The 22437-nt window shown below is 66.9% G+C and carries 25 protein-coding genes; 23 read left to right on the top strand and 2 right to left on the bottom strand.

Annotation, left to right across the window (positions count from 1 at the left end; translation table 11 throughout):
• The first annotated feature begins 55 nt into the window (after positions 1-55).
• Genes ABQE93_RS21875 through ABQE93_RS21865 form a run of 3 tightly spaced genes read left to right on the top strand, consistent with a single transcriptional unit; the run spans position 56 to position 3730 of the window.
• Entirely contained in the window at positions 56-1447 is a 1392-nt protein-coding gene (locus tag ABQE93_RS21875; protein ID WP_448410620.1) for an acyl-CoA dehydrogenase family protein, read from the top strand.
• Positions 1448-1481: 34 nt separating this feature from the next.
• Positions 1482-2696, top strand: coding sequence for an acyl-CoA dehydrogenase family protein (locus ABQE93_RS21870; RefSeq protein ID WP_448410621.1), 1215 nt, complete (start codon positions 1482-1484; stop codon positions 2694-2696).
• Positions 2697-2731: 35 nt separating this feature from the next.
• The gene (locus ABQE93_RS21865; RefSeq protein ID WP_448410622.1) at positions 2732-3730 is read left to right on the top strand and encodes an oxidoreductase; all 999 of its coding nucleotides are present in this window, start codon (positions 2732-2734) and stop codon (positions 3728-3730) included.
• Positions 3731-3803: 73 nt separating this feature from the next.
• Here ABQE93_RS21865 and ABQE93_RS21860 read toward each other — a convergent pair whose 3' ends face one another.
• Entirely contained in the window at positions 3804-4781 is a 978-nt protein-coding gene (locus ABQE93_RS21860; protein WP_448410623.1) for an esterase family protein, read from the bottom strand.
• A gap of 309 nt (positions 4782-5090) precedes the next feature.
• Between ABQE93_RS21860 and ABQE93_RS21855 the strand changes: the two genes are divergently transcribed.
• From ABQE93_RS21855 to ABQE93_RS21805, 11 genes are all read left to right on the top strand, one after another.
• Positions 5091-5648 (top strand): TetR/AcrR family transcriptional regulator, encoded by a 558-nt coding sequence (locus ABQE93_RS21855; RefSeq protein ID WP_448410624.1) that lies wholly within the window; start codon positions 5091-5093, stop codon positions 5646-5648.
• A 62-nt stretch (positions 5649-5710) separates the two neighbouring features.
• Entirely contained in the window at positions 5711-6874 is a 1164-nt protein-coding gene (locus ABQE93_RS21850) for an acyl-CoA dehydrogenase family protein (RefSeq protein ID WP_448410625.1), read from the top strand.
• A 15-nt stretch (positions 6875-6889) separates the two neighbouring features.
• The gene (locus ABQE93_RS21845) at positions 6890-7279 is read left to right on the top strand and encodes a nitroreductase/quinone reductase family protein (protein WP_448410626.1); all 390 of its coding nucleotides are present in this window, start codon (positions 6890-6892) and stop codon (positions 7277-7279) included.
• Positions 7280-7344: 65 nt separating this feature from the next.
• Positions 7345-8457: a homogentisate 1,2-dioxygenase gene (locus ABQE93_RS21840; RefSeq protein WP_448410627.1), complete on the top strand. Its 1113-nt coding sequence runs from the start codon at positions 7345-7347 to the stop codon at positions 8455-8457.
• Positions 8457-9638: an alpha/beta hydrolase family protein gene (locus tag ABQE93_RS21835; protein WP_448410628.1), complete on the top strand. Its 1182-nt coding sequence runs from the start codon at positions 8457-8459 to the stop codon at positions 9636-9638. The genes ABQE93_RS21840 and ABQE93_RS21835 overlap by 1 nt, the downstream gene beginning before the upstream one ends.
• Positions 9635-10840 carry a CaiB/BaiF CoA transferase family protein gene (locus ABQE93_RS21830; RefSeq protein ID WP_448410629.1) on the top strand — a complete coding sequence of 402 codons (1206 nt, stop codon included), beginning with the start codon at positions 9635-9637 and terminating at the stop codon, positions 10838-10840. The genes ABQE93_RS21835 and ABQE93_RS21830 overlap by 4 nt, the downstream gene beginning before the upstream one ends.
• On the top strand, positions 10837-11742 hold the full coding sequence (locus ABQE93_RS21825; RefSeq protein ID WP_448410630.1) for a hydroxymethylglutaryl-CoA lyase: 906 nt from the start codon (positions 10837-10839) through the stop codon (positions 11740-11742). The genes ABQE93_RS21830 and ABQE93_RS21825 overlap by 4 nt, the downstream gene beginning before the upstream one ends.
• A complete protein-coding gene (locus tag ABQE93_RS21820; RefSeq protein WP_448438075.1) occupies positions 11693-12370 on the top strand; it encodes a TetR/AcrR family transcriptional regulator in 678 nt (225 codons plus the stop codon). Before ABQE93_RS21825 ends, ABQE93_RS21820 begins: the two co-directional genes overlap by 50 nt.
• A 93-nt stretch (positions 12371-12463) precedes the next feature.
• The gene (locus tag ABQE93_RS21815) at positions 12464-13702 is read left to right on the top strand and encodes an acyl-CoA dehydrogenase family protein (protein ID WP_448410632.1); all 1239 of its coding nucleotides are present in this window, start codon (positions 12464-12466) and stop codon (positions 13700-13702) included.
• Positions 13699-14658 (top strand): phosphotransferase family protein, encoded by a 960-nt coding sequence (locus ABQE93_RS21810; RefSeq protein WP_448410633.1) that lies wholly within the window; start codon positions 13699-13701, stop codon positions 14656-14658. The genes ABQE93_RS21815 and ABQE93_RS21810 overlap by 4 nt, the downstream gene beginning before the upstream one ends.
• Positions 14655-15008: a DUF6285 domain-containing protein gene (locus tag ABQE93_RS21805; protein ID WP_448410634.1), complete on the top strand. Its 354-nt coding sequence runs from the start codon at positions 14655-14657 to the stop codon at positions 15006-15008. The genes ABQE93_RS21810 and ABQE93_RS21805 overlap by 4 nt, the downstream gene beginning before the upstream one ends.
• Here ABQE93_RS21805 and ABQE93_RS21800 read toward each other — a convergent pair.
• Entirely contained in the window at positions 15005-15628 is a 624-nt protein-coding gene (locus tag ABQE93_RS21800) for a class I SAM-dependent methyltransferase (protein WP_448410635.1), read from the bottom strand. The two genes, ABQE93_RS21805 and ABQE93_RS21800, sit on opposite strands and share 4 nt — an antisense overlap.
• A 50-nt stretch (positions 15629-15678) precedes the next feature.
• On the opposite strand from ABQE93_RS21800, the gene ABQE93_RS21795 reads away from it, so the two are divergent.
• From ABQE93_RS21795 to nuoF, 9 genes are all read left to right on the top strand, one after another.
• Complete coding sequence (locus tag ABQE93_RS21795; protein ID WP_448410636.1) at positions 15679-16068, top strand: nuclear transport factor 2 family protein; 390 nt, start codon at positions 15679-15681, stop codon at positions 16066-16068.
• A gap of 1 nt (position 16069) precedes the next feature.
• Complete coding sequence (locus tag ABQE93_RS21790; protein WP_448410637.1) at positions 16070-16603, top strand: YceI family protein; 534 nt, start codon at positions 16070-16072, stop codon at positions 16601-16603.
• 15 nt (positions 16604-16618) lie between these two features.
• On the top strand, positions 16619-17020 hold the full coding sequence (locus ABQE93_RS21785) for an Rv3143 family two-component system response regulator (RefSeq protein ID WP_448410638.1): 402 nt from the start codon (positions 16619-16621) through the stop codon (positions 17018-17020).
• Positions 17021-17186: 166 nt separating this feature from the next.
• Complete coding sequence (locus ABQE93_RS21780) at positions 17187-17558, top strand: NADH-quinone oxidoreductase subunit A (protein WP_448410639.1); 372 nt, start codon at positions 17187-17189, stop codon at positions 17556-17558.
• Complete coding sequence (locus ABQE93_RS21775) at positions 17549-18103, top strand: NuoB/complex I 20 kDa subunit family protein (protein ID WP_448395411.1); 555 nt, start codon at positions 17549-17551, stop codon at positions 18101-18103. The genes ABQE93_RS21780 and ABQE93_RS21775 overlap by 10 nt, the downstream gene beginning before the upstream one ends.
• Complete coding sequence (locus ABQE93_RS21770; RefSeq protein ID WP_448410640.1) at positions 18103-18822, top strand: NADH-quinone oxidoreductase subunit C; 720 nt, start codon at positions 18103-18105, stop codon at positions 18820-18822. The genes ABQE93_RS21775 and ABQE93_RS21770 overlap by 1 nt, the downstream gene beginning before the upstream one ends.
• Positions 18822-20180, top strand: coding sequence for an NADH dehydrogenase (quinone) subunit D (gene nuoD, locus ABQE93_RS21765; protein ID WP_448410641.1), 1359 nt, complete (start codon positions 18822-18824; stop codon positions 20178-20180). The genes ABQE93_RS21770 and nuoD overlap by 1 nt, the downstream gene beginning before the upstream one ends.
• 61 nt (positions 20181-20241) lie before the next feature.
• Entirely contained in the window at positions 20242-21105 is an 864-nt protein-coding gene (gene nuoE / locus ABQE93_RS21760) for an NADH-quinone oxidoreductase subunit NuoE (protein ID WP_448410642.1), read from the top strand.
• Positions 21102-22418 (top strand): NADH-quinone oxidoreductase subunit NuoF, encoded by a 1317-nt coding sequence (gene nuoF / locus ABQE93_RS21755; protein ID WP_448410643.1) that lies wholly within the window; start codon positions 21102-21104, stop codon positions 22416-22418. Before nuoE ends, nuoF begins: the two co-directional genes overlap by 4 nt.
• The last annotated feature ends 19 nt before the right edge of the window (positions 22419-22437 follow it).

Below are 22437 nucleotides of genomic sequence, written 5' to 3'. Positions count from 1 at the left end.
TCTGGAGTCAGTTCGGTAAGCGCGAACGACAATCCCCATAGCGAGGCAGCTGAAAATGTCTAATACCCTGCCGTCGGAAAACGGATCCAAGCCCCGGCGCACCGGCAAGGAAAGCGCCGTCGGCCTGCACAAGCACAAGCGCACCGTGACCGATCTGGGCCTGGCCCTGGTGACGCCGCTGGTCGGTCAGGAGTTTCTCGACCGCTACAAGCTGCGTGATCCGCTCAACCGCGGCCTGAAGTACGGCGTCAAACAGGCGTTCTCGGTCGCCGGCGCGGCCACCCGCCAGTTCAAGCGGGTGTCGGGCAGCACCAGCGGCCCGACCCGGCTGAAGACAAGCGGCTCGGACTACTTCGACCTGACCCCCGACGACGAACAGAAGATGATCGTCGAGACGGTCAACGAGTTCGCCGAAGAGGTGATGCGTCCGGCCGCCCGCGAAGCCGACGATTCCGCGTCATACCCCGACGATCTCGTCGGCAAGGCCGCCGAGATCGGGATCACCGCGATCAACGTGCCCGAGAACTTCGACGGGATCGCCGGGCATCGGGCGGCGGTCACCAACGTGCTGGTCGCCGAGGCGCTGTCCTACGGCGACATGGGGTTGGCGCTGCCGATCCTGGCGCCCGCCGGTGTCGCATCGGCCCTCACCCACTGGGGCAGCGCCGATCAGCAGGCGACCTACCTCAAGGAGTTCGCCGGCGAGAACGTCCCCCAGGGCTGTGTGGCGATCGCCGAACCGCATGCGCTCTTCGACCCGACGGCGCTGAAGACCACGGCGGTGCGCACCCCCAGCGGCTACCGCATCGACGGCGTCAAGTCGCTGGTTCCTGCCGCGGCCGACGCCGAAATCTTCATCGTGGCAGCACAACTCAACGGCAAACCGACGCTGTTCATCGTCGAGTCCTCATCTGAGGGGCTCAGCGTCACGGCCGATCCCAGCATGGGCATCCGCGCCGCGGCACTCGGCCGGGTCACCCTCGACGGGGTGAAGGTGCCGCTGTCGGCGCGGCTGGGCGAGGACGACGCCACCGACCAGGACTACTCCGAGGCCATCGCGCTGTCGCGGCTGGGCTGGGCGGCGTTGGCGGTCGGCACCGCGCATGCGGTGCTCGACTACGTGGTGCCCTACGTCAAGGAGCGGCACGCGTTCGGTGAGCCGATCGCGCACCGGCAGGCGGTGGCGTTCATGTGCGCGAACATGGCGATCGAATTCGACGGGCTGCGGCTGATCACCTGGCGCGGAGCATCGCGCGCCGATCAGGGGCTGCCGTTCGCCCGGGAAGCCGCGCTGGCCAAGCGCCTCGGCGCCGACAAGGGCATGCAGATCGGCCTCGACGGCGTGCAGCTTCTCGGTGGCCACGGCTACACCAAGGAGCACCCCGTCGAACGCTGGTACCGCGATCTGCGCGCGATCGGCGTCGCCGAAGGCGTCGTGCTCATCTAGTTGACATTTACCTGGCCTATCCGAAAGACGAACCATGGCAATCAATCTGGAACTGCCGAAGAAACTCGAGGCGGTCATCGAGAAGGCCCATCAGGGCGCCGCGGAGATGCTGCGGCCGATCTCGCGCAAGTGGGATCTGCGCGAGCACGAATACCCCGTCGAGCTCGACACGTTGGCCACCCTGTTCGAGGGCATCTCCGAGGCCAAGACCATCGCGTTCGCCGGCGCTGAGGCGTTCCGCGAAGGCGACGAGCCCAGGGCTGCAAACAACAACGGCGCCAACATGTCCGCGGTGCTCAACGTGATGGAGATCAGTTGGGGCGACGTGGCATTGATGTTGTCGGTGCCGCGACAAGGCCTCGGCAACGCCGCGATCAGCAGCGTGGCCACCCCCGAGCAGCTCGAGCGGCTCGGCAAGGACGTCTGGGCGGCGATGGCCATCACCGAACCGGACTTCGGCTCCGACTCGGCCGCGGTGTCGACGACGGCCACCCTCGACGGTGACGAGTACGTGATCAACGGCGAGAAGATCTTCGTCACCGCCGGCTCACGGGCGACCCACATTGTGGTGTGGGCGACGCTGGACAAGTCGTTGGGCCGGGCGGCGATCAAGTCGTTCATCGTTCCGCGCGAGCATCCCGGTGTCACCGTCGAACGGCTCGAGGACAAGCTGGGCATCAAGGCCTCCGACACCGCGGTGATCCGGTTCGACAACGCCCGCATTCCCAAGGACAACCTGCTCGGCAGCCCAGAGATCCACGTGGAGAAGGGTTTTGCCGGGGTCATGGAGACCTTCGACAACACCCGTCCGGTCGTGGCCGCGATGGCCGTCGGCATCGCACGCGCCGCGCTGGAGGAACTCCGCAAGATCCTCACCGAGGCCGGTGTGGAAATCTCCTACGACAAGCCGTCGCACGCCCAGAGCGCCCCGGCCGCGGAGTTCTTGCGGATGGAATCCGACTGGGAGGCTGCCTACCTGTTGATGGTGCGGTCGGCATGGCAGGCGGACAACGACATCCCCAACTCCAAGGAAGCGTCGATGGGCAAGGCCAAGGCGGGCCGTGTCGCCAGCGACATCACCCTCAAGGCAGTCGAATTGGCCGGCACCGTCGGCTATTCGGAGCAGACCCTGCTGGAGAAGTGGGCGCGCGACAGCAAGATCCTCGACATCTTCGAGGGCACCCAGCAGATCCAGTTGCTTGTGGTGGCGCGCCGATTGCTGGGCCTGTCCTCCGCCGAACTCAAGTAGCTTCGTCCTCTCTCCGGCGACTAGCGTCGAGAGCCATGGAGAGTTTTCAGGCGCTGGTCGCGCAGCAGGTCGAAGATCGCATCGAAACGCAAGTCCAGACGCTGGACGAGTCCGCGTTGCCGGCCGGCGACGTGACGGTCCGCGTCCTGTATTCCAGCGCCAACTACAAGGATGCGCTGGCGCTCACGCCCAAAGGCGGTGTGGTGCGCGACTACCCGATCGTGCCGGGCATCGATCTCACCGGCGAGGTCGTGGCGTCGACGTCGGATGAGTTCGCGGTCGGCGACGCGGTGCTGGCCCACGGCTACGACATCGGCACCGGGCGCCACGGCGGCTACGCCGAGTACGCGCGGCTGCCCGCCGACTGGGTCGTCAAACTCGGCGGATTGAGCCCACGCGAGGGCGCCGCGATCGGCACGGCCGGCTTCACCGCCGCGATGAGCGTGCAGGCGCTGCAGCGCCACGGCGTCACACCGGACGACGGGCCGGTGGTGGTCACCGGTGCGACGGGCGGCGTCGGGTCGGTCAGCGTCGATCTGCTCGCCGCCGCGGGCTACCACGTGGTGGCCTCGACCGGTAAGGCATCGGCCACCGAGCAGTTGACCGCGCTGGGTGCCGCCGAGGTGATCAACCGGCTACCCGAGGACCCGCACGCCAAGCCGCGGCCCCTTGCCAGGTCTCGCTGGGCCGGCGCCGTCGACTGCGTCGGCGGTGTCACGCTGGCCGATGTGCTGAGCACCATGAACTACGGCGGCGCGGTGGCGGCCAGCGGTTTGACCGGCGGGGCGGCGCTGAACACCTCCGTGATGCCGTTCATCCTGCGCGGGGTGGCGCTGCTGGGCATCGACTCGGTGCAACTGCCGATCGTGCCGCGGCGGGCGTTGTGGGAGCAGCTGGGCGGCCCGATGAAGCCGTCACACCTCGCGGACTACGCCCACGACGTCGACGTCAAGGACGTCGTCGGGGTGCTCGACGAGATTCGTGCCGGGCAGTACTCCGGGCGCGCGGTGGTGCGGGTGGCCGGCGGGTTCTGAGACCGCATCAGGCACGACGCAAAAGTCCCCGGCGCGCCGAGCGAGCCGGGGACCTTCGCGTTGCGTCGGACCGCTAGGCGGCGCCGAGGTAGCGCTGCAGGTCGGGCTTCATCTCCTGCAGCTGCTGGCCCCAGTACTCCCAGCTGTGGGTGCCGTACGGCGGGAAGTTGAACACGCCGTTGTTGCCGCCCGCGGCGATGTAGTTGTCGCGGAACGTGATGTTGGTGCGGATCGTCAGCCCCTCGAGGAACTCGGCGGGCAGGTTCGCGCCGCCCAGCTCGTTGGGCGTGCCGTTACCGCAGTACACCCAGAGCCGGGTGCCGTTGGCGACGATCTTGGGGATCTGCACCATCGGGTCGTTGCGCTTCCATGCGCTGTTGGGATCCTCGGTCCTGCCCCACATGTCGTTGGCGTCGAACCCGCCGGCGTCACCCATCGCCATGTTGATCAGGAACGGCCAGCTGCCCTCGGACGGGTTCAGGAAGGCCGACAGCGCCCCGGCGTAGATGAACTGGTCGGGGTGATACACCGACAGGATGATCGCCGAGTTACCCGACATCGACAGCCCGACCGCGGCGTTGCCGGTCGTCGAGATGCCCCGGTTGGCCGACAGCCACTGCGGCAGTTCGCTGGTCAGGAAGGTTTCCCACTTGTAGGTCTGGCAGCCGTTGTTACCGCACGCCGGCGCGTACCAGTCGCTGTAGAAGCTGGACTGTCCGCCGACCGGCATGACGACCGAAAGGCCCGATTCGTAAAACCACTCGAACGCCTGGGTCTCCATGTCCCAGCCGTTGTAGTCGTCGCGGGCACGCAGACCGTCGAGCAGATACACCGCATGCGGGCCGCCGGGCTGGAACTGGACCTTGATATCCCGGCCCATCGATGGTGACGGCACCATCAGGTACTCCACCGGCAAGCCAGGCCGGGAGAACGCCTCGGCGGTGGCGGTGTTTCCGGTGAGGCCGAGCAGGCCGGGCATCACAGCCGCTGCTACCGCGGCCACCGCGAACCGACGGGCCCATGGGCCACGGATCTTGTCAACGAAGCTCATACTGCAATTCCATCCATTTCCGGTCTACCGGGTTAACTCGCCATTCCCCTGCGATCGAGCGATCGCCATCGACGGCGCAGCGATGTCTTCACTGCGTCGTCGTGCCCGCTCGACTGCCCCGGGGCCGTCGAACGGACCGAGAAACTTCAGTTGTCGCGTGAGCAGTAAAACATGTGACCAGCATGTGAGAAAGTCCGACCGGCCACGACTGCTGATTTGCCTGCGCCAAACTACTCCGCGAATCGGCCCGCAGCAACGCGGTGATCGAGGCGTCGGTGGGGCTCGTTTTGGGGTCGTAGGCTGCGGTTCATGGCTAACGAGCGGGTATCGCGGCTGTCGGTGGACAGCTGGATCGAGGCCGGCTACACGATCTTGGCCGAGGAAGGCATCAAGGCGCTCAAGCTCGACCGGCTGTGTGCGCGTGTCGGGGCCACCAAAGGCAGCTTCTACTGGCATTTCTCCGATATGGCCAGCTATCGCGACGCGCTCGTGAAGGCGTGGGGCGAACTGCGGGACGATGATCGACGGTTCTTCGCCGACGCGAGTGGCGTGCCGCCACGTGCGCGACTGTCGCAGATGATGGCGTCGCTGGTGACGCCGCGGCACTGGACATTGGAACGCGCGATGCGCGAGTGGGCCCGCACCGATCCGGCGGTGGCCGCCAGCGTTCGCGCCTCCGATCAACGTGTATTGGACGCGGTCCGGCAGGCGTTTCGCGACCACGGGTTCGACGCCGACGAAGCCGACCTGCGTGCCAACGCCACCTTCGCGGCCGGTATCGGATTTCTACACCTGTCCGGTCGTCGACCCAGTTCCCGGGCGGCCGACCAGCGGGAACGTTTCCTCGACATCATGCTGCGGCGCTGAACCGCGGTTCGCCGACCTGGCACCGACTTTCCATACAAAAAAGTATGGTAGCGTCCGCCGATATGCCCACGGTCTCCGCAGCCGACGCGATTACCAGCGAGTTCGTCGCCAAACTCGCCGATCGGGCAGTGGAGGCCGAGGGGCTGCGGCGGCTGCCCGCCGACACGGTCAGCGACTTCACGGCGTCCGGGTTCACCGAGTTGTTGGTGCCCGCGCGCTACGGCGGCGAACAGGCCGCGTTTCCCGCGATCCTCGACCCGGTGCGGCGGATGGCACACGGCTGCGCGTCGAGCGCGTGGACGATCGGTTTCTACGCCCTGCACAACTGGATGCTCGCGCTGTTCGACGAACGGGCCCAGGAGGAGGCGTTCGCGACGCGCCCGTTCCTGGCGCCAGCTCCCCTGGCACCCACCGGACGCGGGGTGCCGGTTCCTGGCGGGGTGCGCGTGAGCGGCCGATGGTCCTGGGCCACCGGGGTGATGGACGGCAACTGGATCATCGTCGGCGCGTTGTGCGGGCCGGACGACGCCATCTATCCCGCGCTGGCGCTGCTGCCCATCGACGCGGTGACCATCGACGACGTCTGGCACACCGACGGCATGCGCGCCACCGGCTCCAACGACGTGGTGATCACCGATGCGTTTGTGCCCGAGCATCGCCTGGTGCGGGTCGTCGACATCTATACCGGCACCGCGCCCGGCGCCGCACTGCACGACGCGGACACCTACCGCTGGCCAATGGTGCCCGCACTGGCGTTGCTGGCCGCCATGCCCGCGCTGGGCAGCGCCGAACGCGCTGCCCAGATCTACGCCGAGCGGCTTTCGGCGCGCATGCTGGCCTATGAGGGCGTCATGCAGAAGGACAAACCGATCGCCCAGGCCCGGCTCGCCGAGGCCGAGGTCCGGTTGCGCGCGCTGCGCGCCCTGCTGGCCGACACGCTCGGCGAGATCGAAACCGCCGTCAGCGCAGGCGATGAGATCGGGCGACCGGTGCGCGCGGCGGCGCGCCTGGCCGCCGCGCACATCGTGGCCGAATCGCGCGCGGTGATCGGTTTGGTCCTGGAAGCGTCGGGCGCGAGCGCGCACTTCGTGGACAACCCGCTGCAACGGATCAGGCGCGACGTCGATGTGATCGCCGGGCACGTGGTGTTCGACTACGACACCAGCCGTGAACTGGCCGGCGCACTCAGACTGGGTATGAAAGTGTCACGTACCGCAATGATCTAGATCGAAGGGGAAACCATGGCCGAGGACCTACGCGACAAGATCACGATGCTCTTCCAGAAGAACGTCGCGAACCGGTTGACGCGGCTCATGCCCTTCCAGACCCTGCTGGAGACGACCGGCCGCAAGACCGGCCAGCCGCGTCAGACCCCGTTGGGCGGCAAGCGCGTCGGCGACGAGTTCTGGTTCGTCTCGGAGTTCGGGGACAAGTCGCACTACATCCGCAACATCAAGGCCAACCCCAACGTGCGGGTGCGGCTCAACGGGCGCTGGCACAACGGCGTCGCGCATCTGATGCCCGACGACGACCCGCACGAGCGGCTGCGGTCGCTGCCTCAGTTCAACAGCCTGGGGGTGCGCACGTTCGGCACCAACCTGCTCACCGTGCGCGTCGACCTCACCGATTGACCGGACCCCGGAACTAAAACTAAAGTCAGTTTTAGTTCTGCACCGGCCACGTCGAGGGAGTCGCCATGGAATCATTCGTCCACCTGCGCAAAGGCCGAACGCCGCGGCGGTTACACGCCGACCTCGACGGGCTGAAGGACGACGAGTTGGGACGCGGCGGGTTCACCGGCCGCACGGCGAACATGTATCGCCGCAACGATCCCACCGCCTACCGCAGCAAGGGGCCGCTGCGGCCTCTCGACGTGTTGTCCAGCGAACTCAAGCCCAGCGACGCCACCGACGCGGCAGGCGGCCCGCTGTTGCTGTTCTCCAACCCCGACTGCCGGGTGTCGTTGAGTCGGCGCAGTGAGCCGATGCCGTTCTACACCCGCTACGTGGACGGCGATCTGCTGTGCTTCGTGCACGCCGGAGCGGGCCTGGTGGAAACCGAGTTCGGCCCACTGACCTACCGCACCGGCGACTGGGTGTACCTGCCCAAGGCGTGTACGTGGCGGCACGTGCCCGAATCCGAGACCACCTTGCTGATGGTGCAAGCCACCGACGAGTTCCGGGTGCCACCACCGGGTGCGCTCGGACGTCATTTTCCGTTCGACCCGTCGCAGGCCACGATTCCGGAACCCGCCCCGTCAGAGGACGGCACCGGCCCGACCGTCGACGGCGAATACGAGGTGCGGCTGATCCACCCGTCCGTACCCGGCGGGCCGACATCGCTTTATTACCAACATCATCCGCTCGACGTCGAAGGGTGGCGCGGGGACAACTTCGCGTTCACCTTCAACATCGAGGACTACAACGTGGTCACCTCCGACAGCGTGCACCTGCCGCCGACCGTGCATTTGTTCATGGAGGCCACCGGCGTCTACGTGATGAACTTCCTGCCCAAACCCGCCGAGAGCGTGCCGGGCACCGAACGCACCCCGTGGTATCACCGCAACGTCGACTACGACGAGATCGCCTTCTTCCACGGTGGATCGCTCTACGGCATCCCGATGCCGCCCGGGTTGATTTCGCATGCGCCGCAAGGTGTTCACCACGGCGCACCGGAGAAGGCTCGCGAGCGTGCCCGGCGCAAGTTCGACGACTACGAACGGGTCGACTGGTCGGTGATCGCGGTGGACACCCGGCGACGCTTGGTTCCGTCGGAGGAAGTGCTCGCCAACGACCTCGGGCAGCACTGATGACCACGGCTGTGAAGCACGAATACGACCGCATCCCCTATCTTGTTGCATACCAGAACAACTCGGGTGTGCGCGATGTGTACGGCGGGGTGGCCGAGTTGGTGGTGCTGGAAAGCCACCTGCTGCGGCCCAAGGACAAACCCTCCGACACCGTGTTGGTGTTCATGCACCCGATCGGCGGCGGCGCGTACCTGCCGATGATGAACGGCCTGGCCCGGGCCGGCCATCACGTCATCTACTGCAACAGCCGGTTTCGGGGCACCGACTCGGCGCTGCTGATGGAGAAGGTCGTCGAGGACCTCGGCGAGTGCATCAAGGACGCCAAGAACCGGTTGGGCTACGAGAAGGTCGTGCTGGCCGGGTGGAGCGGCGGCGGGTCGCTGTCGGTGTTCTACCAGCAGCAGGCCCAACATCCCACGATCACGGCCAGCCCGTCCGGCGACGGCCCCGACCTGACCACGCTCGGTCTGATTCCCGCCGACGGGCTGATGCTGCTGGCCGCCCACATCAGCCGTCACGGCACCATGACCGAATGGCTCGACGCGTCGATCCTCGACGAGTCCGACCCGTCCACACGCGACCCCGAGTTGGACCTGTACAACCCGGACAACCCCAACCAGCCGCCCTACACCCAGGAGTTCCTGGCCCGTTACCGGCAAGCACAGATCGACCGGAACCGCCGAATCACCAAGTGGGTCAGGGAAAAATTAGCCAAACTGGCCGCAGCGGGCCGGCCCGATGACGAGTTCGCGTTCGTCGTGCACGGCACCATGGCCGACCCGCGCTGGCTGGACCCGACCGTCGACCCCAACGAACGTGCGCCCGGCACCTGCTATCTGGGCGACCCGCAGGTGGTCAACAACTCCCCCGTCGGCCTGGCCCGGTTCTGCACGCTGCGCAGTTGGCTGTCGCAGTGGAGCTACGACGACGCCAACGGCGACGCCGTCAAGTGCGGTGCCGACATCGCGGTGCCCACGCTGGTGATCGGCAACCTGGCCGACGACGCGTGCACGCCGAGCCATACCCGCAGGCTCTTCGAGGCGATCGGGCATCATGACAAGGAGATGCACGAGATCCCTGGGGCGAACCATTACTATGCGGGCGCCGATCAGCGCGACAAACTGCGCGACGCGGTCGGCGTCGTCACCGACTGGCTGCACAGGCACGGGTTCTCGCTATGAGCGTGGCTGGTCCGCTCGACGGTATCCGGGTCATCGAGGTCGGCACGCTGATCTCCGGGCCGTTCGCCGGGCGCCTGCTGGGCGACATGGGGGCCGAGGTGATCAAGATCGAGCCGCCAGGAGCGCCCGACCCGCTGCGCACCTGGGGCCAGGCTGAACTCGACGGGCACCGCTTCTTCTGGACGGTGCACGCGCGCAACAAGAAAGCCGTCACGCTCAACCTGCGCACCCAGGCCGGTCGGGCGCTGTTTCTCGAGCTGGTCGAGCGCTCCGACGTCATCGTCGAGAACTTCCGGCCGGGCACGCTGGAGAAGTGGAACCTCGGCTACGACGTGCTGCGCGAGCGCAACCGCGGCGTCATCCTGGTCCGCGTCTCCGGCTACGGGCAGACCGGACCCGAGGCCCACAAGGCCGGATACGCCTCGGTCGCCGAGGCGGCCAGCGGGCTGCGGCACATGAACGGCTTTCCCGGCGGCCCGCCGCCGCGGCTGGCGCTGTCGCTGGGCGACAGCCTCGCAGGCATGTTCGCCGCGCAGGGCGCGTTGGCCGCGCTGTACCGCCGCTCGGTCACCGGCGAGGGTCAGGTCGTCGATGCGGCGCTGACCGAGGCGTGTTTGGCGGTGCAGGAATCGACGATTCCCGACTACGACGTCGGCGGGGTGGTCCGAGGGCCGTCGGGCACCCGGCTGGAAGGCATTGCGCCGTCGAACATCTACCGCAGCGCCGACGGCAGCTGGGTGGTGATCGCGGCCAACCAGGACACCGTGTTCCGCCGGCTCTGCGGTGCGATGGGCCGCCCCGAACTCGCCACCGACGACCGGTTCGCCAACCACGGCGCCCGGGGGCGCAACCAGGACGAACTGGACAAGATCATCGGTGACTGGGCGGCGGACCGGGCCCCGGACGACATCATCGAGACCCTCAGCGCCGCAGGCGTGATCGCCGGGCCCATCAACACCGTCGCCGAGGTTGTCGAGGACCCACAGCTACGGTCGCGCGGCATGCTCGTCGAGCACTGGGACGAACGCGTCGAACGCTCGGTGTTGGGGCCTGGGATCGTGCCGGTGCTCTCCGACACCCCGGGCACGGTGCGCAACGCCGGCTCGGCCACCCCCGGCCAGCACAACGACGAGATCTACCGCGGCCTGCTCGGCAAGTCCGCCGACGAACTCGACGCGCTTCGGGCGGAAGGAACGCTGTGAGCGAGTTACCCGACCATGTCGACATCCGCGACGTCTCGCTGCGCGACGGTCTGCAGATCGAAGATCCCATTCCGTTGGCGGCCAAGCTCGAACTGCTGGCCGCCGTGGCCGCCACCGGCGTGCGTGAGATGGAGGCGACGGCGTTCGTGTCCCCGTCGAAGGTGCCCGCGCTGGCCGACGCGGCGGAACTGGCCGCCGAACTGCACAACTTTCCCGACATCGAGTTCTCCGCGCTGGTCGCCAGCCCCAACGGCGCCAAGCGCGCGATCGCCGCGGGGCTGTCATCGATCGAGTACGTGGTCTCGGCGGCCGACGGGCACAGCCGCGCCAACGTCGGGCGCAGCACCGCCGAGGCGACCGCGCAGATCGCCGAGATCGTCGCAATCGCCCACGACAGCGCGGTGTCCGTCGAGGTCATCATCGCCACCGCGTGGGATTGCCCGTTCGACGGGCCGACCCCGCCGCAGCGCGTCGTCGACATCGTGGCCGCGGCAACCGATGCGGGGGTGGACCGGCTCGCCATTGCCGACACCATCGGCACCACGACGCCGCGGCGGGTCACCGACCTCATCGACGTGATCCGACCACAGGTGGGCGACCGCCCCCTGGGCGCGCACTTCCACAACACTCGCGGCGCCGGGCTCGCCAGCGCCTACGCCGCCGTCAGCGCCGGTGTCACCCGGCTCGACGCATCTTCCGGCGGGCTCGGCGGCTGCCCCTTCGCGCCGGGCGCCAGCGGCAACATCGCCACCGAGGACCTGGTGTATCTGTTACGTGACAGCGGAATCCACGTCGACGTCGACCTACCGGCCGCGATCGCCGCCGCCGAAGTCGCGCAGCGCGTCGTCGGACATGAGCTACCCAGCTCGCTGCTACGCGCCGGCGACCGGATACTGGGCTGAGACCGACGTGGCCACGGGAACCTCTGCGACGCTCAGCGCCAAGGGCCGCCAGACCCGGGAGGCCATCGAACAGGCGGCCCGAAAGCTGTTCGCCGAACGCGGGTTTCACGGCACCACGCTCAGCGACATCACCTCGGCGGCCGGTAAGTCGCCCGCAGCGTTCTACCGCTACTTCGCCGACAAGGAAGACCTGCTGGCCACGCTGGCGCAGTCCTTCCTGCACGACGTGGTGGAGCCGTCGGGCGCGAACCTGACGCTGCCTGACTCGCCCGATCACGACGCGTTCTTCCGCTCGGTGGTCACCGGCTACTGGAACATGTTCAAGCAGAACATCGGCATCATGATCGCGGTCGCTCAACTCGCCGCCACCCAACCGCGGTTCGCCCTCGTGCAGAACGAGTTTCGTCGGCTCGGCATGGACGTCGTCGCCGCCTCCGTACGCCGGGCGCAGGAGCAGGGCTACGCTGAGGACCTCGACCCCGAACACACCGCGGCCGCGATCGCGCTGCTGTTCGAGAACTTCACCACCGTCTTCGTCGGCGGTTCGGGGCTGGACCTCGAGATCGGGGACGAGGACGCGATCGCCACGCTGGCCAAGATCTGGAAGAAGACGCTGTATGGCCGCTAGCCCACTGCCGCCCAGCGCACAGTCGTTGTACACAAATCGCGGGTGGACCCGCGAACAACCGTGCGCTCGGCGAACCAATTGAAAGGAATCACCGTGGATTTCGCCCTCCCTGACCGCCTGCAGAACCTGCTCACCGAGATGGATGCGTTCATCGAGGCCGAGATCAAGCCGCTGGAGCGCGAGCACATCCAGTACTTCGACCATCGCCGCGAGCATGCGCGCACCGACTGGGACAACGGCGGTATCCCGAGGCGGGAGTGGGAGGATCTGCTTTCGGAGATGCGGCGACGCGCCGACAAGGCCGGCTGGCTGCGCTACGGGTTGCCGTCGCAGTTCGGCGGGCGCGACGGCTCCAACCTCGACATGGCGGTCATCCGAGAACACTTGGCGCACAAAGGCCTTGGGTTGCACAACGACCTGCAGGACGAATCCTCGATCGTCGGCAACTTCCCGCAGGTCATCATGATGGACCGGTTCGGCACCGACGATCAGAAGAAGGTCTGGACCGAGGCCCTGATCACCGGCGAGCGGTCGATGGCATTCGGCCTCACCGAGCCCAACCACGGCTCTGACGCCACCTGGATGGAGACCCGCGCGGTGCGCGACGGTGACAGCTGGGTGATCAACGGCGCCAAGCGGTTCAACACCGGTGTGCACCGCGCCACCCACGACCTGGTGTTCGCGCGTACGTCCGGCGAGGACGGTCAGGCGCGCGGCATCACGGCGTTCCTGGTCCCGATGGATACTCCTGGCGTCACCGTGCCGTACTACTGGTGGACCTTCAACATGCCCACCGATCACGGCGAGGTCGAGTTCAACGACGTCCGGGTTCCCGCCGACGCCGTGCTCGGCGAAGTCGACCGCGGGCTCGAGGTCGGCCAGACCTTCCTGCACGAGAACAGGATCCGCCAGGCCGCCAGCAGTCTGGGCGCCGCCCAGCACTGCATCGACCGAGCGGTGGCCTATGCGAGCGAGCGCAAGGTATTCGGCAAACCGCTATCGGTGAACCAGGCGGTGCAGTGGCCGCTGGTCGAACTGCAGACCGAGGCACAGATGGTGCGGCTGCTGGTGCGCTACGCCGCCACGGAGTTGGACCGCAACCACCACATGGAGGTGTCCGACAAGGTGTCGATGGCCAACTACCGCGCCAACCGGCTGGTGTGTGAGGCCGCCGACCGCGCGATGCAGGTGTTCGGCGGCGTCGGCTACAGCAGGCACGAACCGTTCGAGCACATCTACCGTCACCATCGCCGCTACCGCATCACCGAGGGCGCCGAGGAGATTCAGATCCGCCGGGTGGCGCAGCGGCTCTTCGGGTTCGGCCGCAAGTGAAGCAAGCCCTGGAGTCGGTGCTGCAGCCGGTGCTCGGCACGGACGTCGTGGTCGAGAACCTGCACCGGTTGACCGGCGGCGCCAGCCGCACCACGTGGGCCTTCGACGCGGTCACCGATACCCGCCTGGCGCTCATCCTGCGCACCGGCCCACCCGACGACGTGCACGCCAGCATGGAGCTGGAAGCCGCTGTGCAACAGCGCGCCGCAGCCGCGCGCGCGCCGGTGCCCCGCATCCTGACCGCCGACAACTCCCCTGCGGCGCTGGGTAACCCGTACCTGATCTGCGATGCCATCGACGGCGAGACGATCGTGCGCAGGATCTACCGCACCCTCGACGACGGCGGGCGCGAGCGGCTGCTGAAGCAGTGCGCCGACGCGCTGGCCGCGATCCACCGCGCCGACTACCAGGGCATCGACGTGCCGCCGTCGGACCAGCTCTCCGAGTGGCGTGACCGGCTCGACGAGATGGGCGACACCACAGCGACATTCGAGTGGGCGTTTCGCTGGCTGGCACGCAACCGGCCCGCCCCGACGCCGCAGGTGTTGGTGCACGGCGATTTTCGGATGGGCAACCTGATCGTCGACGACAACGGTCTGGCCGCGGTGCTGGACTGGGAGCTGGTGCACGTGGGCGAGGTCTATGAGGACCTGGCCTGGTTCTGCATCCGGGCGTGGCGCTTCGGCGCAGCCGAAGACCTCGGCGCCGGCGGGCTGGGCAGCGTCGAGAGCTTCCTGTCGGCCTACGAGTCGGCCGCCGGGACGACGTTGGATCGCGACACGTTCCGGTGGTGGCTGACCGTCGCGACCTTGCGCTGGGGTGTCATCTGCCGATATCAGGCCGAACGGCATCTGTCCGGCGTGACGGAGTCGGTCGAGCTCGCCGCGATCGGGCGCCGGGTCAGCGAAACCGAATGGGACGTTTTGGATCTGCTGGAAGGCGGTGGCCCACGATGAACTGGCTGTACGGCAGACCGACCGCGGCCGAACTCATCGCCGCCGTCGCCGGATTCCTGGAGAACGACGTGCGCGGCGCCACCGGCCCGGACAGTCCGCTCACCGAGGCCGCCCAACTCAACTTCCACGCGCGCGTGGCGGCCAACGTGTTGCGCATCGTCGAACGCGAACTGCTCGACACTTCCGCGGGCGAGGTCACCGCCGCGTTGGCCGGCATCGGTTATCGAGACGAGCCGCAACTGGCCGCCGCGATCCGCGCCGGTGAGCTCGACGAGCGCGCCGCCGAGTTGCTGCCGGTGCTGCGCACGCTGGTGCGACACCGCCTCGATGTCGCCCACCCGGGCTATTAGCGCCGGATGCGTGCTAGCCACGCCGGCTCGTCGACGACCGTTCCTGACGGCAACCCGATGGCGTCGGCCTGCGACTGCGCGACGACGCCGCGGTAGGTGGTCTCCGCCAGCTCCTCCAGCGTCCAGCCCTGGCCGAACGCGCTCCGCAGGTCGGCTTCGCTGACCTGCGGACCGAACCCGCGGCCCCGGTCGGACAGCGCCAGCACATGGACCACCCCGCCGGCCCGGCACGCCGCGTGCAGGCTGCGCACGTACCGCAAGCGGTCCGCCGCGTCGAAGATGTGGAACAGCGCGCTGTCGAGGATGGTGTCGTACCGCTGAGATCCCAGATCCATTGCGTCGGCGACGTCGAAGCGCGCGTCGACGCCCTTGGCGGCGGCGTTGCGACGCGCGTAGTCGACGGCCGACGGGGCGTAGTCGACGCCGAGCACGTCGTAACCCAGCCCGGTGAGCAGGATCGTGTGCTCGCCGGCGCCGCAGCCGACGTCGAGCACCTTCCCGCGGATCAGGCCCGCCCGATCGAGGTCGACGACCGCGGGCTGCGGCTCGCCGATGACCCACGGTGCGGCACCGGCCTTGTAGGCGTCGTCGAATAGCGAGAGAGTAGGTGTCACATCCATGCCGCCAAGTGTTCAACCTCAACGCCTGTTGAGGTCAAGAGAGGAGCGATATGGTCGCCGACCCCGATGTCGTGGCCGACGTCGCCGATCGCCTGTTCGCCGCCATCGAGAAGGGCGACATCGCGGCGGTTGGGCAGATGTGGAGCGACGACGTGGTGGTCTGGAAGGTCGCCGACCGCGACCGCGACAAGGACCGGGCGCTGCGGGTCATCACCTGGTTCATGGACACCACGACCGACCGTCGCTACGAGATCCTCGAGCGCAAACTGTTCGACGGCGGGTTCGTACAGCAGCACATCCTGCACGCCAACGGCCACAACGGCGGATTGATCGCGATGCGGGTCTGCATCGTGATCAAAGTGGGGACCGACGGGCTGATCCGCCGCATCGACGAATACTTCGACCCCGCGGAGATCAGCCCACTACTCGACGGCAGGTGACATGACAGGCGTTCAGGAACTCCTCGACGACCCGACCTCGGCAGGCGAATGGCGCGTCGTACCCGACAAGTCCACCCTCGGGATCAACGTCAAGTCGATGTGGGGGCTGATGCCGGTCAGAGGCCGCTTCACCGAGGTACGCGGCGAGGCTCAACTCACGGGCGGACCAACGATTTTCGGCCGCGTCGACATCAAAGCCGCGTCGCTGCGGACCGGAATCCGCAGGCGCGACACCCATCTGCACTCCGCCGACTTCTTCGACGCGCAGAAGTTCCCCGACATCACCGTTGAGATCAACGGGTTGACAGCGACGGGCGTCGACACCGTCGAGTTGCGCGGGCAGCTCACGATCAAAAGCACCACCAAACCGCTGGAGCTCATCGCTGACGTCACGGTGCTCGACGACCGGACGGTGCAGTTTCGCACCCGCATCCAAATCGACCGCCAGGAGTTCGGCGTCGACGGCAACATGATGGGGATGATCGTTGACATCGCGACGATCTCGGGCGACATCGTGTTCCAACGGGTGGGCTAGCCGTACCATCGGCGCATGGCCGAGTCATCGCGTCCGTTGCGGATCCTCGTTTACAGCGACAACCCACGGGTCAGGGAACAGGTGCAGCTGGCACTCGGCAAGCGGGTGCACCCCGACCTGCCCGAGTTGACCTACCTCGACGTCGCTACCGGTGCCATGGTGATCCGGCAGATGGACAAGGGCGGGTTCGACCTCGTGATCTTGGACGGGGAAGCCGCCCCGGTCGGAGGCATGGGCATCGCCAAACAACTCAAGGATGAGATCGCCGACTGCCCACCGATACTGGTGCTCACCGGCCGCGTCGACGACGCCTGGCTGGCCCGGTGGTCACGTGCGGAGGCCGCGGTCCCCCACCCGATCGATCCGATCCGATTGGGCGATGCCGTGGTGTCTCTGCTGCGCACCCCGGTGCGATAGCCAGAAAACACCAAATAAACTGCCGCACTTGCCTATTCAAGGCACGACGACATAGCCAGACGCGGCCAATAGCGATACTAACCAAAACGTGTGGTGCTAATCGCAAAGCCCGCTAGGGTGTGGGTAAGCTCACATCGAACAGCCCACGAGGGAGCGATTTCGCGGTATGGATTTGTACACGCCAATCCTGGTGCTTGGCGCTATTGCGGCGGCGTTCGCGGTCGGGTCGGTCGGTATTGCCCTGCTGGTCGGCCCCAGGCGCTACAACCAGTCGAAGCTGGAGGCCTACGAGTGCGGGATCGAGCCCGTGCCGGAGATGGCCAGCACGCAGGCGGCGGGCCAGCGGTTTCCGATCAAGTACTACCTGACGGCGATGCTGTTCATCATCTTCGACATTGAGATCGTGTTCCTCTATCCGTGGGCGGTGGCGTTCGACGGCCTGGGCGTGTTCGCGGTGGTCGCCATGGCGCTCTTCCTGTTCAACGTCTCGGTGGCCTATGCGTACGAGTGGCGGCGAGGAGGTCTGACATGGGACTAGAAGAAAAGCTGCCCGCCGGGATTCTGCTGTCCACCGTGGAGACGGTGGCCGGCTACATCCGAAAGGGCTCGTTGTGGCCTGCGACCTTCGGCCTGGCCTGCTGCGCGATCGAGATGATGGCCACCGCAGGCCCGCGGTTCGACATCTCCCGGTTCGGAATGGAGCGGTTCTCCGCCACACCGCGGCAGGCCGATCTGATGATCGTCGCAGGTCGGGTCAGCCAGAAGATGGCCCCGGTGCTGCGCCAGATCTACGACCAGATGGTCGAGCCCAAGTGGGTGCTTTCCATGGGGGTGTGCGCCTCCTCAGGCGGCATGTTCAACAACTACGCGATCGTTCAGGGCGTCGACCACGTCGTACCCGTCGACATCTACCTGCCGGGCTGCCCACCGCGACCGGAGATGCTGCTACACGCAATCCTCAAGCTGCACGACAAGATTCAGCAGATGCCGCTCGGCGTCAACCGCGAGGAAGCGATTCGCGAAGCCGAGCAGGCGGCGCTGGCCGTGCCGCCCACCATCGAGCTCAAGGGCCTGCTGCGGTGATGAGCCACTCGGGCGAAGAACACACAAAGATGACTGAGAACGGCAACGGCACCTCGCCTGACACGCCCGACATCATCGGCGTGCGCCACGGCATGTTCGGTGTCGAGGGCACCGGCGACACGTCCGGCTACGGCCGCCTCATCCAGCCGATCGAGCTCCCGGGCAGCTCACCGCGCCCGTACGGCGGCTATTTCGACGACGTCGTCGACACGTTGCAGGCCACGCTGGGTGATGACGGCTACCGGGAGTCGATCGAGCGGGTCGTCGTGTACCGCGACCAGCTGACACTGGAGGTGTTCCGCGGGCAGCTACCCGCGGTCGCGCAGGCGTTGCGCGACGATCCGGGGCTGCGCTTCGAGTTGTCCCTCGGTGTCAGCGGGGTGCACTACCCCGACGACGTCGGACGTGAGCTGCACGCCTTCTACCCGCTGATGTCGATCACCCACAACCGGCGGATCCACCTGGAGGTGGCGGCGCCGGACGCCGATCCGCACATCCCGTCGCTGTTCGGCGTGTATCCGACCGTCGACTGGCACGAACGCGAAACCTATGACTTCTTCGGAATCATCTTCGACGGACATCCGTCGCTGACCCGCATCGAGATGCCCGACGACTGGGTCGGGCACCCGCAACGCAAGGACTACCCGTTGGGCGGCATCCCGGTGGAGTACCACGGCGCCGAGATCCCACCGCCCGATCAGCGGAGGGCCTACAACTGATGAGCGCATCCCCCACCCCGCCCCAGCAGGGCGGCGTTGATACCTCGGGCGCATCCGAGGACGGACCGGTTGTCATTGTCGGCGGCCAGGATTGGGAGCAGGTCGTGCAGGCCGCCAGGGAGGCCGCGGCAACGCACGCCGACGAACGGATCGTCGTCAACATGGGCCCGCAGCACCCCTCGACGCACGGCGTGCTGCGCCTCATCCTCGAGATCGAGGGCGAGACGATCATTCAGGCCCGCTGCGGAATCGGTTATCTGCACACCGGGATCGAGAAGAACCTCGAGTTCCGCAACTGGGCTCAAGGCGTCACGTTCGTAACCCGGATGGACTACCTCTCACCGTTTTTCAACGAGACGGCATACTGCCTCGCCGTCGAAAGGCTGCTGGGCGTCACCGACGACATCCCGGAGCGGGCCACCATCATCCGGGTGATGATGATGGAGCTCAACCGGATCTCATCGCATCTGGTCGCGCTGGCCACCGGCGGCATGGAACTCGGTGCGATGAGCGCGATGTTCTACGGCTTCCGTGAGCGCGAGTTGGTGCTGAACGTCTTCGAAGCGGTCAGCGGATTGCGGATGAACCACGCCTACATCCGTCCCGGCGGGGTGGCGATGGACCTGCCCGACGACGCCATCCCCCAGATCCGCGATCTGCTCGAGCTGTTGCCGAAACGGATCAAAGACCTCGAGGACCTGCTCAACGAGAACTACATCTGGAAGGCCCGCACCAAGGACGTCGGTTACCTGGACCTGACCGGGTGCATGGCGCTCGGCATCACCGGGCCCTGCCTGCGCTCCACTGGCCTGCCCCACGATCTGCGCAGGGCCCAACCCTATTGCGGTTACGAGGATTACGAGTTCGACGTCATCACCGACGACGGTTGCGACTCCTACGGCCGTTACATCATCAGGGTCAAGGAGATGCACGAGTCGATGAAGATCGTCGAGCAGTGCCTCGACAAGCTCAAGCCGGGCCCGGTGATGTTGCAGGACAAGAAGTTGGCGTGGCCGGCCGACCTGAAGGTCGGCCCCGACGGGCTTGGCAACTCACCTGAACACATCGCGAACATCATGGGGCATTCGATGGAGGGGCTGATCCACCACTTCAAGCTCGTGACCGAGGGGATCCGCGTCCCTCCGGGCCAGGTGTACACCGCAATCGAGTCGCCCCGCGGCGAACTCGGCGTGCACATGGTGTCCGACGGCGGCACCCGCCCCTATCGCGTGCACTACCGCGACCCGTCGTTCAACAACCTGCAGGCGGTGGCGGCGATGTGCGAGGGCGGCATGGTCGCCGACCTGATCACCGCGGTGGCGTCGATCGATCCGGTAATGGGAGGCGTGGATCGGTGATGAGCGCTTGCGCGAAGAACAGACAACGGCCGATGAGCGCTTGCGCGAAGAAGAGACAACCATGAGCATATTCTTCGAGCTCGGTCAGCGACCCGAAGAACCCGGACCACCGATCGACGGGCCCACGTCGTATCCCGATGACGTCACGGCACGGCTCGCCGCCGATGCCGAGACGCTGATCGCACGCTATCCGGAACCGCGCTCAGCGCTGTTACCGCTGCTGCACCTGGTGCAGGCCGAGGACGGCCGGCTGACCAACGCGGGTATCTCGTTCTGCGCCAAGCAGTTAGGGCTGACCGACGCCGAAGTCACCGCGGTGGCCACGTTTTACACGATGTACCGGCGCACCCCAACCGGGGACTATCTGGTCGGCGTATGCACCAACACGTTGTGCGCGATCATGGGCGGTGACGCGATCCTGGACTCGCTGCAGGACCACCTCGGCGTTCACGCAGGCGAAACCACCGAAGACGGCCGTGTCACGCTGGACCACATCGAGTGCAACGCCGCATGCGATTACGCGCCGGTCGTGATGGTCAACTGGGAGTTCTTCGACAACCAGACACCGGCCTCGGCGCGTGACCTGGTCGACGGGTTGCGCGAAGGAAATCCGCCCGAGCCCACGCGCGGCGCACCGCTGTGCACGTTCCGCGAGACCGCCCGCACGCTGGCGGGCCTGCCCGATCCGCGCTCCGGCGGCGACCGGATCGGTGACGCCACGCTCGTCGGCCTGCGCGTGGCGCGCGAACGGGCTATGACGGCACCCGAACCCGATGCCGCGCCGGTACCCGGCGACGCGCCCGACGACCAGAAGGCGGCGGCGGAAGCGACGAAGGACGCTCCGGCGCCGGGGCCGTCGGCCACCGTCCCGCCCGAGCCGGACACACCCGAGACCAACCCAGACGCAACGGATCGACCGAAATGACCCCACTGACACCCGTACTCAGCAAGTTCTGGGACGAACCCGAGCCATGGTCCATGGACACTTATCGACGGCACGGCGGTTACCGCGGCCTCGAGAAGGCGCTGGCCATGGATCCCGACGACGTCATCGCGCTCGTCAAGGATTCCGGCCTGCGGGGCCGCGGCGGCGCGGGCTTCCCGACCGGCACGAAGTGGTCGTTCATCCCGCAGGACGACACCGGTGCGGGCGCGAAACCGCACTACCTCGTCGTCAACGCCGACGAGTCGGAACCCGGTACGTGTAAAGACATTCCGCTGATGCTGACGACGCCGCACTTCCTGATCGAAGGCGCGATCATCGCGTCGTACGCGATCCGGGCACACCACGCGTTCATCTATCTGCGCGGTGAAGTGGCTCCGGTGCTGCGACGGCTCAACGCCGCGGTGGCCGAGGCGTACGAGGCCGGGTTCCTCGGCAAAAACATCGGGGGCTCCGGATTTGATCTGGAGCTGATCGTGCATGCCGGTGCGGGCGCCTACATCTGCGGTGAGGAAACCGCATTGCTGGACTCTCTGGAAGGTCGACGCGGCCAGCCACGACTGCGTCCGCCGTTTCCCGCGGTCGCCGGGCTGTACTCCTGCCCGACAGTGGTCAACAACGTGGAGTCGATCGCGAGCGTGCCACCGATCGTGCTCAACGGGGTGGACTGGTTCCGGTCGATGGGCACGGAGAAATCTCCTGGCTTCACGCTGTATTCGCTGTCCGGGCATGTCACCAACCCCGGGCAGTACGAAGCGCCGCTGGGCATCACGCTGCGCGAACTCCTCGAGTACGCCGGCGGCATCCGGGCGGGGCACAAACTCAAGTTCTGGACACCGGGCGGGTCGTCGACGCCGCTGTTGACCGATGAACACCTCGACGTGCCATTGGATTACGAAGGGATGACCGGTGCGGGGACCATGCTCGGCACCAAGGCACTGCAGATCTTCGACGAGACCACCTGCGTGGTGCGGGCGGTTCGTCGGTGGAGCGACTTCTACGCGCACGAATCGTGCGGTAAGTGCACCCCGTGCCGCGAGGGCACCTATTGGTACATCCAGATCTATGAGCGCCTCGAAACTGGTGCCGGTACCGCGGCCGACCTCGAGAAGCTTCTCGACATTTCCGACAACATCTTCGGAAGAGCGTTCTGCGCGTTGGGCGACGGCGCGACCGCCCCGGTCGTGTCCTCCATCCAGTACTTCCGCGACGAGTACATCGCCCACCTCGACGGCGGCTGCCCGTTCGATCCGCACGCTTCGACGTTGATGGCCACGGAAGGGGTGGGAATATGACCGTTCCGGCGAGCAGACG

The sequence above is a fragment of the Mycolicibacterium sp. XJ662 genome (genome assembly GCF_053484035.1).
Note: the sequence above shows the minus strand (reverse complement) of the source record. Positions and strands in the feature narration are given on the sequence as shown.

Excerpts from the sequence above, each read along its gene's own strand:
- nuoE (WP_448410642.1), top strand. The coding sequence starts at position 20,242 with ATGAGCATATTCTTCGAGCTCGGTCAGCGACCCGAAGAACCCGGACCA.
- ABQE93_RS21850 (WP_448410625.1), top strand. The coding sequence starts at position 5,711 with ATGCCCACGGTCTCCGCAGCCGACGCGATTACCAGCGAGTTCGTCGCC.
- ABQE93_RS21780 (WP_448410639.1), top strand. The coding sequence starts at position 17,187 with ATGGATTTGTACACGCCAATCCTGGTGCTTGGCGCTATTGCGGCGGCG.
- ABQE93_RS21835 (WP_448410628.1), top strand. The coding sequence starts at position 8,457 with ATGACCACGGCTGTGAAGCACGAATACGACCGCATCCCCTATCTTGTT.
- ABQE93_RS21870 (WP_448410621.1), top strand. The coding sequence starts at position 1,482 with ATGGCAATCAATCTGGAACTGCCGAAGAAACTCGAGGCGGTCATCGAG.
- ABQE93_RS21860 (WP_448410623.1), bottom strand. The coding sequence starts at position 4,781 with ATGAGCTTCGTTGACAAGATCCGTGGCCCATGGGCCCGTCGGTTCGCG.
- ABQE93_RS21800 (WP_448410635.1), bottom strand. The coding sequence starts at position 15,628 with ATGGATGTGACACCTACTCTCTCGCTATTCGACGACGCCTACAAGGCC.
- ABQE93_RS21820 (WP_448438075.1), top strand. The coding sequence starts at position 11,693 with ATGAGCTACCCAGCTCGCTGCTACGCGCCGGCGACCGGATACTGGGCT.
- ABQE93_RS21875 (WP_448410620.1), top strand. The coding sequence starts at position 56 with ATGTCTAATACCCTGCCGTCGGAAAACGGATCCAAGCCCCGGCGCACC.
- ABQE93_RS21795 (WP_448410636.1), top strand. The coding sequence starts at position 15,679 with ATGGTCGCCGACCCCGATGTCGTGGCCGACGTCGCCGATCGCCTGTTC.
- ABQE93_RS21830 (WP_448410629.1), top strand. The coding sequence starts at position 9,635 with ATGAGCGTGGCTGGTCCGCTCGACGGTATCCGGGTCATCGAGGTCGGC.
- nuoF (WP_448410643.1), top strand. The coding sequence starts at position 21,102 with ATGACCCCACTGACACCCGTACTCAGCAAGTTCTGGGACGAACCCGAG.
- ABQE93_RS21790 (WP_448410637.1), top strand. The coding sequence starts at position 16,070 with ATGACAGGCGTTCAGGAACTCCTCGACGACCCGACCTCGGCAGGCGAA.
- ABQE93_RS21770 (WP_448410640.1), top strand. The coding sequence starts at position 18,103 with ATGAGCCACTCGGGCGAAGAACACACAAAGATGACTGAGAACGGCAAC.
- ABQE93_RS21840 (WP_448410627.1), top strand. The coding sequence starts at position 7,345 with ATGGAATCATTCGTCCACCTGCGCAAAGGCCGAACGCCGCGGCGGTTA.
- ABQE93_RS21845 (WP_448410626.1), top strand. The coding sequence starts at position 6,890 with ATGGCCGAGGACCTACGCGACAAGATCACGATGCTCTTCCAGAAGAAC.
- ABQE93_RS21855 (WP_448410624.1), top strand. The coding sequence starts at position 5,091 with ATGGCTAACGAGCGGGTATCGCGGCTGTCGGTGGACAGCTGGATCGAG.
- ABQE93_RS21785 (WP_448410638.1), top strand. The coding sequence starts at position 16,619 with ATGGCCGAGTCATCGCGTCCGTTGCGGATCCTCGTTTACAGCGACAAC.
- ABQE93_RS21805 (WP_448410634.1), top strand. The coding sequence starts at position 14,655 with ATGAACTGGCTGTACGGCAGACCGACCGCGGCCGAACTCATCGCCGCC.
- nuoD (WP_448410641.1), top strand. The coding sequence starts at position 18,822 with ATGAGCGCATCCCCCACCCCGCCCCAGCAGGGCGGCGTTGATACCTCG.
- ABQE93_RS21775 (WP_448395411.1), top strand. The coding sequence starts at position 17,549 with ATGGGACTAGAAGAAAAGCTGCCCGCCGGGATTCTGCTGTCCACCGTG.
- ABQE93_RS21865 (WP_448410622.1), top strand. The coding sequence starts at position 2,732 with ATGGAGAGTTTTCAGGCGCTGGTCGCGCAGCAGGTCGAAGATCGCATC.